The 14,956-nt window shown below is 67.2% G+C and carries 13 protein-coding genes; 11 read left to right on the top strand and 2 right to left on the bottom strand.

All coding sequences use genetic code 11. The features are described from left to right. Nucleotides 1-13 precede the first annotated feature (13 nt). Nucleotides 14-517, bottom strand: a complete 504-nt coding sequence (locus tag IM760_RS07030; protein ID WP_204427905.1) for an EVE domain-containing protein — start codon at nt 515-517, stop codon at nt 14-16. A 171-nt stretch (nt 518-688) separates the two neighbouring features. Between IM760_RS07030 and prmB the strand changes: the two genes are divergently transcribed. Genes prmB through IM760_RS07015 form a run of 3 tightly spaced genes read left to right on the top strand, consistent with a single transcriptional unit; the run spans nt 689 to nt 3,909 of the window. Continuing rightward, a complete protein-coding gene (gene prmB, locus IM760_RS07025; RefSeq protein WP_204427904.1) occupies nt 689-1,630 on the top strand; it encodes a 50S ribosomal protein L3 N(5)-glutamine methyltransferase in 942 nt (313 codons plus the stop codon). A gap of 19 nt (nt 1,631-1,649) precedes the next feature. Next, entirely contained in the window at nt 1,650-2,747 is a 1,098-nt protein-coding gene (aroC, locus tag IM760_RS07020; RefSeq protein WP_204427903.1) for a chorismate synthase, read from the top strand. A gap of 10 nt (nt 2,748-2,757) precedes the next feature. Beyond that, a complete protein-coding gene (locus IM760_RS07015) occupies nt 2,758-3,909 on the top strand; it encodes an MFS transporter (RefSeq protein ID WP_204427902.1) in 1,152 nt (383 codons plus the stop codon). On the opposite strand, the gene IM760_RS07010 is transcribed toward IM760_RS07015, so the two are convergent. Continuing rightward, entirely contained in the window at nt 3,906-4,799 is an 894-nt protein-coding gene (locus tag IM760_RS07010) for a LysR family transcriptional regulator (RefSeq protein WP_204427901.1), read from the bottom strand. The genes IM760_RS07015 and IM760_RS07010 overlap by 4 nt on opposite strands. Before the next feature lie 158 nt (nt 4,800-4,957). Here IM760_RS07010 and leuC point away from each other — a divergent pair, with 158 nt between their 5' ends. From leuC to truA, 8 genes are all read left to right on the top strand, one after another. Continuing rightward, complete coding sequence (leuC, locus tag IM760_RS07005) at nt 4,958-6,373, top strand: 3-isopropylmalate dehydratase large subunit (protein ID WP_204427900.1); 1,416 nt, start codon at nt 4,958-4,960, stop codon at nt 6,371-6,373. Nucleotides 6,374-6,385: 12 nt separating this feature from the next. Continuing rightward, nucleotides 6,386-7,039, top strand: coding sequence for a 3-isopropylmalate dehydratase small subunit (gene leuD / locus IM760_RS07000; protein ID WP_204427898.1), 654 nt, complete (start codon nt 6,386-6,388; stop codon nt 7,037-7,039). Between the two features lie 15 nt (nt 7,040-7,054). Then, nucleotides 7,055-7,483 (top strand): hypothetical protein, encoded by a 429-nt coding sequence (locus tag IM760_RS06995; RefSeq protein WP_204427896.1) that lies wholly within the window; start codon nt 7,055-7,057, stop codon nt 7,481-7,483. 31 nt (nt 7,484-7,514) lie between these two features. Next, entirely contained in the window at nt 7,515-8,591 is a 1,077-nt protein-coding gene (leuB, locus tag IM760_RS06990; RefSeq protein WP_204427895.1) for a 3-isopropylmalate dehydrogenase, read from the top strand. 69 nt (nt 8,592-8,660) lie between these two features. After that, on the top strand, nt 8,661-9,773 hold the full coding sequence (asd, locus tag IM760_RS06985; RefSeq protein WP_204427894.1) for an aspartate-semialdehyde dehydrogenase: 1,113 nt from the start codon (nt 8,661-8,663) through the stop codon (nt 9,771-9,773). Beyond that, nucleotides 9,773-10,792, top strand: coding sequence for an aspartate-semialdehyde dehydrogenase (locus tag IM760_RS06980; protein WP_204427893.1), 1,020 nt, complete (start codon nt 9,773-9,775; stop codon nt 10,790-10,792). The genes asd and IM760_RS06980 overlap by 1 nt, the downstream gene beginning before the upstream one ends. A gap of 181 nt (nt 10,793-10,973) precedes the next feature. Next, nucleotides 10,974-14,069 carry a FimV/HubP family polar landmark protein gene (locus IM760_RS06975; RefSeq protein WP_204427891.1) on the top strand — a complete coding sequence of 1,032 codons (3,096 nt, stop codon included), beginning with the start codon at nt 10,974-10,976 and terminating at the stop codon, nt 14,067-14,069. Between the two features lie 77 nt (nt 14,070-14,146). Then, the gene (truA, locus tag IM760_RS06970; RefSeq protein WP_204427890.1) at nt 14,147-14,956 is read left to right on the top strand and encodes a tRNA pseudouridine(38-40) synthase TruA; all 810 of its coding nucleotides are present in this window, start codon (nt 14,147-14,149) and stop codon (nt 14,954-14,956) included.

Raw genomic sequence — 14,956 nt, 5'->3', positions numbered from 1 at the left:
GTGCGGGGGAGGGCTATCCGTAGAGGGCGGGTGCCAGGCCGCCGGGCACCGACAGCTCGGGCTCGCACAGCGACAGAATCTGCTGATATTGCCGGTCGGTGATGTGCTGGATCGACAGGCGCGGGCGGATCACCAGCTCCAGATCGGCGAATTCAGGGTATTGACGCATGCGCGCCAGCGGCAACGGCTCGGAGTAGGTGCTGACGTAGCGCACGTCCACCTGGAACCAGCGCGGCATGTCCTCGCTGCTGCGCGGATCGAAACCGGGGTGCTGAGGCTGAAACTGGGTGGGGTCCGGGTAGGGCGCGGAGACCACGCGGGCTTCCCCGACAATGGAAGGGTTCTTGCCCCGGGAGTGGTAGATCAGTACCCGGTCGCCTTCCTGCACCTCGTCGCGGATGCGGTTGCGTGCCTGGTAGTTTCGTACCCCGTCCCAACCGGTGGTCTGGTCGGGTGCGTTCTGCAAGTCCTGCAGACTGAAGTCCTTGGGCTCGGTCTTGAAAAGCCAACTGCGCATACCGATCCTCCCGCATGTGAAGGGGCAATGTATCACGTCTGTCAATAAAGTCATCCTTATTTAAGTAATGACTTCATTAGCCCTCACCATGGGCCGCCAAGGTGTCATTCCGGTGACGGTCAACGGGCCGATTTTGTGCTACGCTTCGACGCCCATTCTGGAGGCGTACCCGTGATCGAACCCCGCGAACAGGAGCAGGCTCAGGCCACCTTGCGAACCCCGCGCGACTGTCTGCGCTGGGGCGAGTCGGCGCTGCGCCGCAGCGACGCCTTCCTGGGCCACGGCACCGACGACCACGGCGACGAATGTCTGGCGCTGCTGCTGCATATATTGGCACTGCCGGCGGACAGCGATCCGCGCCTGCTGGACGCCCGCCTGCTGCCCGACGAGGTCTCGGCGTTCGTGGCGCTGATGAAACGGCGGGTGAACGAACGGGTGCCGGTGCCGTACCTGACCGGCGAGGCTTGGTTCTGCGGCCTGCCGTTCCGGGTCGATGAGCGGGTTTTGATTCCGCGCTCGCCGATCGCCGAGCTGATCGAGGCGCGTTTCCAGCCGTGGCTGGACCCGGACCGGGTCGGCCGGGTGCTGGACCTGTGCACCGGCAGCGGCTGCATCGCCATCGCCTGTGCCCACGCCCTGGAGCACGCCGAGGTGGACGCCAGTGATATTTCCGAGGACGCCCTGGCGGTGTGTCGCGCCAACGTGGAGCGGCACGGCCTGGAGGACCGCGTGTTCCCGGTGCGGGCCGACGGCCTGGACGGCCTGACCGGCCCCTACGACCTGATCGTCTCCAACCCGCCTTACGTGGACGCCGAGGATCTGGCGGCCATGCCCGCCGAGTACCGCCACGAACCGGAACTGGCCCTGGCCTCCGGGGCGGACGGGCTGGACTTCACCCGGCGGCTGCTGATCGAGGCGCCGGAGCGGCTCAGTGAGGACGGCGTGCTGATCGTCGAGGTCGGCAACAGCGACCGGCACGTAATGGCCGCCTGGCCGGAGGTGCCGTTCCTGTGGTTCGAATTCGAGCGTGGCGGCCACGGGGTGTTCATGCTGGATCGGCGCCAGTTGATCGAGCATCACGAGAGTTTCAAGCGAGCGCATTTCACGGGCTGACCGCCCGACGAGGAACCCTATGTCCGGAAACAGTTTTGGTGAGCGCTTCCGCGTCACCACCTTCGGTGAAAGTCACGGCGCCGCCCTGGGCGCCATCGTCGATGGCTGCCCGCCGGGGCTGGCGCTCAGCGAGGCGGATCTGCAGCACGAGCTGGACCGCCGCAAGCCCGGCACCAGCCGTTATACCACCCAGCGCAAGGAGCCGGACCAGGTCCGCATTCTCTCCGGCGTGTTCGAAGGCAAGACCACCGGCACGTCCATCGGCCTGCTGATCGAGAACACCGATCAGAAGTCCAAGGACTACGGCAACATCGCCGCCACCTTCCGGCCCGGCCACGCGGACTACACCTACACCCAGAAGTACGGCTTCCGCGACTACCGGGGCGGCGGCCGCTCCTCGGCCCGGGAAACCGCCATGCGCGTGGCCGCCGGCGCCATCGCCCGCAAGTTTCTGAGTGAGCGCCTGGGCGTGCGCCTGTACGGCGGGGTGGAGCAGATCGGTCCGATCCGCGCCGAGAAGTTCGACTGGGACGCGGTCAACGGCAACCCGTTCTTCTTCCCGGACGTGGACAAGATTCCGGCCCTGGAGCAATTGATCAACGACCTGCGCAAGGACGGCTCGTCCATCGGCGCCCGCGTCACCGTGTACGCCGACAACCTGCCGCCGGGCTGGGGCGAACCGGTGTTCGACCGGCTCGACGCGGATCTGGCCAAGGCGCTGATGTCGATCAACGCGGTCAAGGGCGTGGAGATCGGCGACGGCTTCGAGGTGGTCAACCAGCGCGGTGAACAGCACCGTGACGAGATCACCCCCCAGGGCTTCCTCAGCAATCACGCCGGCGGTGTGCTGGGCGGCATCACCAGCGGCCAGACCCTGCGCGCCAGCCTGGCGCTCAAGCCCACCTCCAGCATCACCATCCCCGGGCGCTCCATCACCTTGGACGGCGAGCCCACCGAGGTGGTCACCAAGGGCCGTCACGACCCCTGCGTGGGCGTGCGCGCCACGCCCATCGCCGAGGCCATGCTGGCCCTGGTACTGATGGACCACTACCTGCGCCACCGCGCGCAGAACGGAGATGTGACGCCCCCCCTGGCCCCCATTCCCGGCCAGGCCTGACGAGATCGCCATGCCGTATTACTGGCGCCTGTCCGCCTTTTATTCTCTGTATTTCGGCCTGTTGGGCACCCTGGTGCCCTACTGGTCCCTGTACCTCAAGGACCTGGGCTTCTCCGCCACCACCATCGGCCTGCTGATGGCGGTGCCGCATCTGACCAAGGTGATCGCCCCCAATGTGTGGGGCTGGCTGGCCGACCGCAGCGGCGCGCGCATGCGCGTCATCCGCCTCGGCAACCTGGCCGCGGCGGTGGCCTTCCTGCCGGTGTTCTGGGCCGACCAGGTGTGGTCCATGGCGATCCTGCTGGCGGTGTTCAGCTTCTTCTGGAACGCGGTGCTGGCCCAGTTCGAGGTGGTCACCCTGCACACCCTGGGCGATCAGGCCCATCGCTACAGTCAGGTGCGCGTGTGGGGTTCCCTGGGCTTCATCACCTGCGTGTTCCTGGTCGGCACCGCCCTGGACCATCTGCCCATGACCCTGCTGCCCTGGGTCATGTCGGCCCTGCTGTGGCTGCTGTGGCTGGCCACCCTGGCGCTGCCGGCGGAGAAGGGCGAGGCCCGGCGCAACGCCGACGGCGGCCTGGTCAAACTGCTCAAGCGCCGGGACATCCAGATCTTCATGCTGGTGGCTTTTCTGATGCAGGCCTCCCACGGGCCCTATTACACCTTCTACAGCATCCACCTGGAGGAGATGGGCTTTCGCAAGATGACCGTGGGCACCCTGTGGTCGGTGGCGGTGGCCTCCGAGGTGGCGGCCTTTCTGCTGATGCACCGGCTGATGACCCGTTTCGCCCTCAACCGCATCCTGCTCACCTGCCTGATGCTGGCCACGGTGCGCTGGCTGGTGGTGGCCCTGTGCGGCGACAGCCTGCCCTGGCTGGGCGCCGCCCAGCTGCTGCACGCCGCCAGCTACGCCTGCTTCCACGCCGGCGGCATCGCCTGGGTGCAGCGCGCCTCTGGCCGCGCCTTCGCCGGCCAGGGCCAGGCGCTGTACTCCAGCCTCGGCTACGGCGCCGGCTGGGGCCTGGGCTCGGGCCTCAGCGGCCTGGCCTGGCCTTATCTGGGCGTCTACTGCTTCCTGGTCGCCGGCGCGCTGACGCTGATCGCCTCGGTGCTGGCCCTGCGGCTGCCGGTGGCGGGGGAGGCCGGGGAACCGCCCGCCTAGGACGGCGGGGGTAACGCCCCTGCGTCATCGCCCTGCAAAATCTCCAGAAACGCCCGCGCCGCGTTGGAGCGGCTGCGGCCCGGGTGGGTGACCACCCCTAGCTTGCGCACCGGCAGCGGGGTGTCCACGTTCAGCGCCACCACGCCTTCGTCCAGCATGGTGGCGGGCAGCACGCTCCAGCCCAGGCCGATGGAGACCATCATATGGATGGTCTCCAGGTAGTTGGTGGACATGGAAATGTGCAGCGCCGCCTGTTGCTCGTGGAACAACTGCTCGACGATGCCCCGGGTGAAGGTGGCCGGGGAGGGCAGAATGGCGCTGTAGCGGGTCAGGGCGTCCAGGGTCAGCGCCGGGTGGCGGGTAAGCGGGTGTTCCGGCGCGCACATGAACACCAGCGGGTCGTTCCAGATGGTTTGCGTGCGCAGGCGGCCGTCCGGGCGCGGCGGCAGGGTCACCACCCCCAGCTCCAGGTCGCCGTGGAGCACCCCTTCCCAGGCTTCCTCCGAATCGATGAACTGGATGTCCAGGCGCACGTCCGGGTACTCCCGGGAGAAGCGCCGCAGCACCGGCGGCAGGCGGTGCAGGCCGATATGGTGGCTGGTGCCGATGCGCAGGGTGCCGGCCACCCGGCCAGTGAGGTTGCTGATTGCCCGGCCCATGTCTTCCAGGTCCAGCAGCACCTGGCGGGCGCGGGGCAGCAGCGCCTCGCCGGCCTCGGTGAGGCGGATGCGGCGGCCCACCCGGTCGAACAGCCGGGTGCCCAACTGCTGCTCCAGCTGGGCGATGCGTTTGCTCACCGCCGGCTGGGTGAGGAACAGCCGCTCGGCGGCGGCGGAAAATGAGCCGCTTTCCGCCACGGCCATGAAAACCGTCAGGGAATGTGTGTCCATGAAAGCCGGCCTCCGTCGCCGGCACACGCCGCTGGGCGCGGTGTTTCAGATAACCGTATGGAATCCTAAACATAAAAATTATGAATTGGAATTATCGAAAGCCCCTGCGTATGGTGTGCCTACCCTGACGTTTTCCTTTTATACCTGGACCAAGACCTATGGCTGGCAAGACGCTTTACGACAAATTGTGGGATGCCCACCTGGTCGCCGAACGCGAGGACGGCTCGGCGTTGATCTACATCGACCGGCAGATCATCCATGAGGTGACCTCGCCGCAGGCGTTCGAGGGCCTGCGTCTGGCCGGTCGCAAACCCTGGCGCGCCGGCGCCTCGGTGGCCACCATCGACCACAACGTGCCGACCACGCCGTTCGACAGCGCCGCCGACATCGAGGACGAGACCTCGCGCATCCAGGTGACCACTCTGCAGGACAATACCCGCGAATTCGGCATCACCGAGTACGGCATCGGCGACGTACGCCAGGGCATCGTGCACGTGATGGCGCCGGAGCAGGGCGCGGTGCTGCCCGGCATGACGGTGGTGTGCGGCGATTCCCACACCTCCACCAACGGCGCGCTGGCCTGTCTGGCCCACGGCATCGGCACCAGTGAGGTGGAGCATGTGCTGGCCACCCAGACCCTGGTGGCCAGCAAGATGAAGAACATGCGCGTGCAGGTGGACGGTGAGCTGGGCCCCGGCGTCACCGCCAAGGACGTGGTGCTGCACATCATCGGCGTGATCGGCACCGCCGGCGGCACCGGCCATGCCATCGAGTTCGCCGGCAGCGCCATCCGGTCACTGAGCCTGGAAGGCCGCATGACGGTCTGCAATATGTCCATCGAGGCCGGTGCCCGGGCCGGCATGGTGGCGGTGGACGACACCACCATCGATTACGTGCGCGGCCGCCCGGCGGCGCCCAAGGGCGCGGACTGGGACAAGGCGGAAGCCTACTGGCGCACCCTGGTGTCCGACGACGACGCGGAATTCGACACCGAAGTGAAGATCGACGCCGCCGACATCCGGCCGCAGGTGTCCTGGGGCACCAGCCCGGAGATGGTGGTGGCGGTGGACGCGCTGTTGCCGGATCCCGCCGCCGAGCAGGACGAAGTGAAGCGCTCCGGCATGCAGCGCGCCTATGAGTACATGGGCCTGGAGCCGGGCATCAAGGTCAGCGACATCCGCGTGGACCGGGTGTTCATCGGTTCCTGCACCAACTCCCGCATCGAGGACCTGCGCGCCGCCGCCGAGGTGGTCAAGGGCCGCAAGAAGGCGGACTCGGTGAAGCAGGTGCTGGTGGTGCCCGGTTCCGGCGTGGTCAAACAGCAGGCCGAACAGGAAGGGCTGGACAAAATCTTCCTGGAGGCCGGTTTCGAATGGCGTCAGCCCGGCTGCTCCATGTGTCTGGCCATGAACCCGGACCGGTTGCAGCCCGGCGAGCACTGCGCGTCCACCTCCAACCGCAACTTCGAGGGACGCCAGGGTAACGGCGGCCGCACCCATCTGGTGAGCCCGGCCATGGCCGCCGCCGCCGCGGTGGCCGGCCACTTCGTCGACATTCGTGATTTGGACGCCTAAGGAGCGGTGGTCATGGAAAAATTCGTTAAACATACCGGCCTGGTGGCGCCCCTGGATCGCGCCAACGTGGACACGGACCAGATCATTCCCAAGCAGTTTCTCAAGTCGATCAAACGCACCGGCTTCGGCCCCAATCTGTTCGACGAGTGGCGTTATCTGGACGAGGGCCAGCCGGGTCAGGACAACGACGTACGCCCGAAAAACCCGGACTTCGTGCTGAATAAGCCGCAGTACCAGGGCGCCAGCGTGCTGCTGACCCGCCGTAACTTCGGCTGCGGTTCCAGCCGCGAGCACGCTCCCTGGGCGCTGATGGATTTCGGCTTCAAGGCGATCATCGCGCCCAGCTACGCCGACATTTTCTACAACAACTGCTTCAAGAACGGCCTGTTGCCGATCGTGTTGCCGGACGCTACCGTTGAGAACCTTTTCAAGGCCGAGGCGGCCAGCGACGACTTCCGGCTTACCGTCGATCTGGAAAATCAGCAGGTGCTGACCCCGGACGGCGAGGCGCTGCCGTTCGACATCGACGGCTTCCGCAAGCACTGCCTGCTCAATGGTCTCGACGAGATCGGTCTGTCCCTGCAGCAGGCGGACGCCATCCGTGCCTACGAAAGCCGCCGCCAGGCCGCCGAGCCCTGGGTTTTCCAGGAGCCGCAACAGCAATAGAGTACAGAGGCAGCAATGAGAGTTCGTAGCGCTGGCCTGTTGCTGGCCCTGGCATTGGTGGTCACCGGGTGTACCGGCGCCACCCTGTACGATCCGCCCGGCGACGGTGCTCCCAAGGCGCGGCTGAGCATAGAGACCATGTTGGGCGGCAATGGGGAGCGCGGCGCTGGCGAAAGCACCGTGGCGATTTTCAAGGTGGACGGCAAACGCCTGGCGGAAAACGGCGGCGAGCAAAGAGTGCTTCTGGAGCCCGGCGAGCACAACGTGGCATTTTTCGCCGACCACCAGGGCACTTTGCGCTTCGGTACTCTGAGCCATGACTTCCAAGCCGGCGCTGACTACCTGATCTGGGTCGGCGAAGGCGAGGGCGACAAGCCCTACGGCGCAGTACTGGTGCCGGCGGGCAGTGGTGTGGTCAACGTTTATGACGAGACCCTGTTCTGAGCAGGGTGAATCAAAAGTTTAAGGAATTTGAATGAGCCGTATTCTGGTATTGCCCGGCGACGGGATTGGCCCGGAAATTGTCGACGAAGCCCTGCGCGTGCTGGAGGCCGCCCAGGCCCGCTTCGGTCTGGACATCGAACTGGACCACGGTCTGGTGGGCGGCGCCGCCTGCGACGCCGAGGGCGATCCGCTGCCCGAGGGCACCCTGGAGAAGGCCCGCGCCGCCGACGCCATCCTGTTCGGCAGCATCGGCGGGCCCAAGTGGGACAAGCTGGAGCGCGACAAGCGCCCGGAGCGCGGCCTGCTGCGGCTGCGTTCGTCCCTCGGCCTGTTCGCCAACCTGCGCCCGGCCATTCTGTTCCCGCAGCTGGCCGGCGCCTCCAGCCTCAAGCCGGAAGTGGTGTCCGGTCTGGATATCCTGATCGTGCGTGAGCTGACCGGCGGCATTTACTTCGGCCAGCCGCGTGGCATCAAGGAAGAGAACGGTGAGCGCGTGGGCTTCAACACCTACGTCTACACCGAATCCGAAATGAAGCGCATCGCCCGGGTCGCCTTCGACCTGGCCATGCAGCGCGGCAAGCGCGTGTGCTCGGTGGACAAGGCCAACGTGCTGGAAGTCACCGAACTGTGGAAGGAAGTGGTCACCGAGGAGGCCAAGGCCTACCCGGAGATCGAGCTGTCGCACATGTACGTGGACAACGCCGCCATGCAGCTGGTGCGCGCGCCCAAGCAATTCGATGTGATCGTCACCGGCAACCTGTTCGGTGACATTCTGTCCGATGAAGCCGCCATGCTCACCGGCTCCATCGGCATGCTGCCCTCCGCGTCCCTGGACGAAAACCGCAAGGGCCTGTACGAACCCTGCCACGGCTCGGCGCCGGACATCGCCGGGCAGGGCATCGCCAACCCGCTGGCCACGATCATGTCGCTGGCCATGCTGATGCGCTACAGCCTGCAGCGCGGTGATGTGGCCGACGCCATCGAGGCGGCGGTGGAAAAGGTGCTGGATCAGGGACTGCGAACCGCGGATATTCACACCGAGGGCAGCCGTAAAGTGAGCACCGGGGAAATGGGCGCCGCCGTCGCCGAGGCCTTGGCCAACGGCTGACCGCGAAGTGATCGCCACCCCGTTCATCCATCGCAATGAAGGGCCGGGCCCTTCGGGAGAAAAGACTCAATGAAGAAAGTCGGTTTTGTCGGCTGGCGCGGCATGGTCGGTTCCGTACTGATGGACCGCATGCGCGCGGAAAACGATTTCAACGACATCGAGCCGGTGTTTTTCTCCACCTCCCAGGTGGGCCAGCAGGGCCCGGACGTGGGCAAGGACATTCCGGTGCTCGGCGACGCCAAGAGCATCGATGAACTGAAGCAACTGGACGTGATCGTCACCTGCCAGGGCGGCGATTACACCAACGAGGTCTACCCCAAGCTGCGCGAAGCCGGCTGGGACGGCCACTGGATCGACGCGGCCTCGGCGCTGCGCATGGCCGACAACAGCGTGATCGTGCTGGACCCGGTCAACCGTCAGGTGATCGACCAGGCCCTGGATCAGGGGGTCAAGGATTTCATCGGCGGCAACTGCACCGTGAGCCTGATGCTGATGGCCCTGGGTGGCCTGTTCAATGCCGGTCTGGTGGAGTGGGCCAGCGCCCAGACCTACCAGGCGGCCTCCGGCGCCGGCGCCCAGAACATGCGCGAACTGATCGCGCAAATGGGCGCCATCCACGGCGACGTGGCCGAGCAACTGGCCAATCCGGCCAGCGCCATTCTCGACATCGACCGCCAGGTGGCCACCACCATGCGCGGCAAGGGCCTGCCCCACGAGCATTTCGGTTTCCCGCTGGCCGGCTCCCTGCTGCCCTGGATCGACAAGGAAATGGACAACGGCCAGAGCAAGGAAGAATGGAAAGCCCAGGCCGAAACCAACAAGATTCTCGGTCGCGGCGACCAGCCGATTCCGCTGGACGGCACCTGCGTGCGCATCGGCGCCATGCGCTGCCACGCCCAGGCGCTCACCGTGAAGCTGACCCGGGACGTGCCCCTGGACGAGGTGTACGATCTGGTCGGTCAGGCCAACGACTGGGTGAAAGTGGTGCCCAACGAGAAAGAGGCCACCCTGCGTGACCTGACGCCGACCGCCGTCACCGGTACCCTGACGGTACCCGTTGGCCGTCTGCGCAAGCTCAATATGGGCGGTGAATATCTGAACGCCTTCACCGTGGGCGACCAGCTTCTTTGGGGCGCCGCCGAGCCGCTGCGCCGGATGCTGCGTATTTTGCTGGAGCACTGATGACAAGCACCGTCGATCTGGCCGTGGTGGGAGCCACCGGCCTGGTAGGCGAGGCCTTTCTCGAACTGCTCGCCGACCGGAAGCTTCCGGTCGGCGAGTTGTTCGTTCTGGCCTCCGACAACAGCCTGGGCAAAAGCCTGAGGTTCGGTAAGCGCAATCTGAAGGTGGAGAAAGCCGCGGACTTCGACTTTTCCCGGGTGCAACTGGCGGTGTTCGCCGCCGGCGCCCGGGTGTCCCAGGAACTGGCGCCGAAGGCCGCGGAAGCGGGCGCCCTGGTGCTGGATCTGTCGCCGGCGTTCCGCTACGAGCCGGACGTGCCGCTGGTGGCGGCGGGCGTCAACGAGGAGCAGCTGGAAGCCGCCCGGGAGCGCAACATCGTGGCCGCGCCGGACGCCGCCACGGTACAGCTGCTGCTGGCGCTCAAGCCGCTGCTGGAGCTGGGCGATCTGCTGCGGGTCTCGGTGACCCAGTTGCAGGGCGCCTCCGCCGCCGGCCGCAACGGCGTGGAACGGCTGGCCCGTCAGAGCGCCCGTCTGCTCAACGGTCTGGACGCGGAGGAGGGCGGCGCCCCTCAGCACGCCTTCAATCTGCTGCCGGTGGCCGGCCGTCTGCAGGACAACGGCTACACCAGCGAGGAACTGAAACTGATGCTGGAAACGCGGCGCGTGCTGGGGCAGCCGCAACTGGCGGTGGACGTGAGCTGCGTGCAGGTGCCGGTGTTCCACGGCATCGCCCAGACCGTCACCGTGCAGGGCACCCTGCCGCTGGGCCTGGCCCAGGCGGAGGCCTGCTGGGATCGGGCTCCGGGCCTGCAGATGGACGAAGGCGGCGAGGACGCCGGCAGCGCCTCGCCGGTCACGCAGATTCGCGGCGACCTGGGGGTGCGGCTGGCGCGGGTGCGCGAGGACATCGACGGCCAGGGCGCGCTGAGTTTCTGGACGGTGGCGGACAACATCAAGACCGGCGCGGCGTACAACGCGGTGCTGCTGGTGGAGAAGTTGATAAAAGACTATCTGTAATGAATACTTAGCGGGATTATGTGACACAGTTTCTAGGTGGTGTGCCCAATATCCTGCAAAATCCGGGCGTGGGGCCTCTGAGCGGGGACGGGATTACAGACGGCATAATAAGTAAAGGGTTCGATTGATGCTCCGAAAAGTTGGGATAGGCTTTATCACTCTGGCGACGCTGGCGCCGGGGATGTCGGCTGCACTGGGGGTAGGGGAGTATCAGCTGAACTCCTACCTCAACGAGCCCCTGGACATGACCGTGCAACTGCAGGACCTGGGCGATCTGTCCCGGGAGCAGATCCTGGTCGAGCTGGCGTCCCAGGAGCAGTTCGACGCCGCCGGCGTGGAACGCAGCTATTTCCTCAACGATCTGGAGTTCCAGGTCACGCTGGACGGCGACACCGGGCAGCTGCGCATCACCTCGGAGCAGCCGGTCCGCGAACCCTATCTGGATTTCCTGGTGGAATTTCTCTGGCCCACCGGCCGGCTGATGCGCGAGTACACCGTGCTGCTGGATCCGCCCAGCTACGCGGATCGCGGCACCCCGGTGACCCCGGCCCGCAGCGAGGCGCCGCCGCGCGCCGCCGAGCGTCCGCAACCGGCGCCCTCCCGGGCGCGCACCACGCCGCCCCCGGCCGCGCCGCAACCTTCCCGTTCCGCTCAGCAATCGCCGGACCGGGAACGCCCGCCGCAACCCGCGGCGGCCCGTCGCCCCGAACCGGCCCCGGTGGCACCCACGTCGTCTTCCACCGCCGCCAGCGCCACCCCGGACACCTACCGGGTGCGGGCCTCCGACACCCTCTGGCGCATCGCCGACCGCACCCGCCCCGGTACCGACGTGTCCGTGCAGCAAATGATGCTGGCGATCCAGGAGAGCAATCCGGACGCCTTTATCGACGACAACGTGAACCTGGTCCGCGAAGGCGCCGTGCTGCGTCTGCCCGACGGTGATCAGGTGCGCCGCCTGTCGAACCGCGACGCCCTGGCCCGGGTGGCCACCCAGAATCAGGAATGGCAGCGGCTGCGCCAGCAGCGTGCCGGCACCCCGGAACCGGCGCCGGTGGACGCCACCGGCCGGGACACCGCCAGCGCGCCGCGCGACGGTGCCGGCGGTGACGGCCGGGTCACCCTGGTGACCCCGGACAGCACCGACGGTGTCCAGGACGGCGACGGCACCGGCAGCCAGGGCGGCGGCCAGGCCAACACCGCCGCCTTGCAGAATGAACTGGCGATCCGCGACGAGAACCTGGACAGCCTGCGCCGGGAAAACGACGAATTGCGCAGCCGCATTGGCGACCTGGACGCCCAGGTAAGTACCAGCCAGCGGCTGCTGGAGCTGCGCAACGAGAAGATCGCGGCCCTGCAGGAAGAACTGCGCCGGCTCGGCGAGGAGCAGGGCGCGGACATTGATCCGCGACTGCTGGAGCAGCCGGCCACGCCGATGCCGGTGGAACCGGACGGTGGCATCGGTGACGGCGCGGTGGGCCCGAACGGCGAAACCGCCGGCACGGATGACCCGACCGCGCCGGCGAACGGCGGCGGCGAGGAAGCCGCCTCCGGCACCGACACCAATACCGACACCGACACCAATACCGACGCGCGGCCGGCCGTCGCCGACCAGGCCGGCGCCAATCGCGCGACCCCGAACCAGGCGGGCGGGGCCGACGCCAGCGGTGAGCCCAACGCATCCGATGTCACCCCGGCGGCGGACCGGGGCGCCGATACCGGCGCCGGCGAGCAGGGCGGCTTCCTCGACAGCCTGATCGACACGGTGATGAACAACCTGCTCTACATCGGCGTGGCGCTGCTGGTTTTGCTGCTGCTGTTGCTGCTGGCCGTGCGCCGGCGTCGGGACGGCGGTGACGGTGGCGACGACGATCGGGCTCCGCTGTCCGACGACGATGACGGCGGCTTCGATGAAAGCCCGCTGATGGCGGAGCGCGACGAGCCGGAGGCGGATCGCACGGCGGCGCTGCAGGAAGACCTGGACGACGACACCATGGACCCCATGGAACGCGCCGACGTCTATGTGGCCTACGGCCAGTACCCGCAGGCGGTGGATTTTCTGCGCCACGAGATCAACCAGGCGCCGGAACGGGCGGACCTGAAAATCCGTCTGCTCGAACTGCTGCGCGAAATGAATGACGACAGCGGCTTCAAGCAGCAGGCCGCCATGTTCGCCGGCACCAGCGTGGCCGTGGACGCGGCCATCAAGCGCCTCGGCGGCGACCCCGGCGAGGCCTTCGACGGTGACGACCAGGCCTTTGCCGCCATCGCCGACGATCCGGAGGAGGACGGCGAGCCGGAAGAGGAACTGTCCCTGGACGATCTGGAACTGGATCTGGCCTCGGACCTGTCCGACTCCGACGAAAGCACCCTGGGCGGCCAGTCCTACGGGGACCCGGCGTACGCCGCCCGTCCCGCCGATGACGACGAGGACACCCTGGAGCTGGAGGACTTCGACTTCCAGCTCGATGACGAGCCCGCCCGCGACCCCGCCGTCGCCGACCGGGGCCCGTCCCTGGAAGAGGAAACGCTGGACCTGGAGGATCTGGATTTCTCCTCCACCGGCGGCGAGGCGCCGGCGACCAACGTGGAGAGCGAGTCGCCCTATACCGCGGAAGCCACGTCTCTCGACGGCGAGGACGAACGCTTCGAGTTTTCCCTGGAGGACGACCAGGACCTGTCGTTCACCGAGGAGGAGCTGACCGCGCTGGACGGCGCCGACGGCCAGGCCCGCGAGACCGTGAGCGACGACGATCTGGGCGATCTGGAGCTGGATGACCTGGACGTGGATCTGGGTGAGGCGGACCGGGACGAGACCACCCTGGGCGGCCTCACCCTGGACGAAGACCGGCCACGCACGGACGTGGACGAACTGGATCTGTCCCTGGACGACCTGGACCTGAGCGACGACGACGCTCCCGAGGACCGTGCCGGGGACACCACTCTGACGTTCAACGAGGACGACGCCCCGGCCAGCGATGAGCTGGAGGACTTGAGCCTGGAGCTGGACGACGCACCCGCCGCGCCGGAGCCCGCCACGCCCGTGCCGGACGACACGATGGCCGGCGGCCCCGGCGAGGACGACGACATGCTCGGCGACGACGACGATTTCGACTTTCTGGGCGAAACCGACGAAAACGCCACCAAGCTGGACCTGGCCCGCGCCTACATCGACATGGGCGACGCGGAAGGCGCCCGCGATATCCTCAACGAGGTGCTCAGCGAGGGCAGCGAGGAACAGCAGGGCGAGGCCCGGGAGCTGTTGTCCCGGGTAAGCTGAGCCGGAGGCTGGTGCGAAAGGGGGCGATACCTTAAGGTATCGCCCCCTTTTCTTTGAGCAGGCGTTGCGGATCCCTTATGGCGCGAATCGCGGTGGCGGTGGAGTACGACGGCAGCGGTTTCCACGGCTGGCAGACCCAGCAACCGGGCGTGCGCACGGTGCAGGAGGAAGTGGAAAAGGCGCTGTCGCGGGTGGCCGACCATCCGGTGACGCTGATCTGCGCCGGCCGCACCGACACCGGCGTGCACGCCACCGGGCAGGTCTGCCATTTTGACTCCGACGCGCCCCGCGACATGAAGGCCTGGCTGATGGGCGGCAACCGCTTTCTGCCCGATGACGCGGCGATCCGCTGGGCGGTGCCCATCGACGACGACTTCCACGCGCGCTTCAGCGCCTTCCGCCGTCGCTATCGTTACGTGATCTACAATCACGCCACGCCGCCGGCCCTGTTCCGCCGGCAGGTGACCTGGAACCACCGGCCCCTGGACGTGGACGCCATGGTCGCCGCCAGCCGCCATCTGATCGGCACCCACGACTTCACCTCCTACCGCAGCGTGCACTGCCAGGCGAAATCGCCGATCAAGGACCTGACCCGTTTTGAAATCCGGCGGCTGGGGGCGATGATCGTCCTGGAAGTGGAAGCCAACGCCTTTCTGATGCACATGGTGCGCAATATGGCCGGCGTGCTGATGACCATCGGCGCCGGCTACCGGCCGCCGGAATGGGCCGCGGAGGTGCTGGCCGCCCGCGACCGCACCCGGGGCGGCGTCACCGCGCCGCCCTATGGGCTCTATCTGGTGGACATCGGCTACCCGGAGCGCTTCGCGCTGCCCCGGGAACCGCTCGGCCCGCTCTGGCTCAGCGGCCTGAACGATCCCCATAATTGA

The sequence above is a fragment of the Alloalcanivorax marinus genome, from assembly GCF_016906305.1.
Lineage (GTDB): Bacteria > Pseudomonadota > Gammaproteobacteria > Pseudomonadales > Alcanivoracaceae > Alloalcanivorax > Alloalcanivorax marinus.
This window is presented reverse-complemented; position numbering and strand designations above follow the sequence as displayed.

What these genes read in the sequence shown, in the direction of transcription:
- IM760_RS07030 (WP_204427905.1), bottom strand. Translation starts at nt 517, where the DNA reads ATGCGCAGTTGGCTTTTCAAGACCGAGCCCAAGGACTTCAGTCTGCAG.
- aroC (WP_204427903.1), top strand. Translation starts at nt 1,650, where the DNA reads ATGTCCGGAAACAGTTTTGGTGAGCGCTTCCGCGTCACCACCTTCGGT.
- IM760_RS07015 (WP_204427902.1), top strand. Translation starts at nt 2,758, where the DNA reads ATGCCGTATTACTGGCGCCTGTCCGCCTTTTATTCTCTGTATTTCGGC.
- IM760_RS07010 (WP_204427901.1), bottom strand. Translation starts at nt 4,799, where the DNA reads ATGGACACACATTCCCTGACGGTTTTCATGGCCGTGGCGGAAAGCGGC.
- leuC (WP_204427900.1), top strand. Translation starts at nt 4,958, where the DNA reads ATGGCTGGCAAGACGCTTTACGACAAATTGTGGGATGCCCACCTGGTC.
- leuD (WP_204427898.1), top strand. Translation starts at nt 6,386, where the DNA reads ATGGAAAAATTCGTTAAACATACCGGCCTGGTGGCGCCCCTGGATCGC.
- IM760_RS06995 (WP_204427896.1), top strand. Translation starts at nt 7,055, where the DNA reads ATGAGAGTTCGTAGCGCTGGCCTGTTGCTGGCCCTGGCATTGGTGGTC.
- leuB (WP_204427895.1), top strand. Translation starts at nt 7,515, where the DNA reads ATGAGCCGTATTCTGGTATTGCCCGGCGACGGGATTGGCCCGGAAATT.
- asd (WP_204427894.1), top strand. Translation starts at nt 8,661, where the DNA reads ATGAAGAAAGTCGGTTTTGTCGGCTGGCGCGGCATGGTCGGTTCCGTA.
- IM760_RS06980 (WP_204427893.1), top strand. Translation starts at nt 9,773, where the DNA reads ATGACAAGCACCGTCGATCTGGCCGTGGTGGGAGCCACCGGCCTGGTA.
- IM760_RS06975 (WP_204427891.1), top strand. Translation starts at nt 10,974, where the DNA reads ATGTCGGCTGCACTGGGGGTAGGGGAGTATCAGCTGAACTCCTACCTC.
- truA (WP_204427890.1), top strand. Translation starts at nt 14,147, where the DNA reads ATGGCGCGAATCGCGGTGGCGGTGGAGTACGACGGCAGCGGTTTCCAC.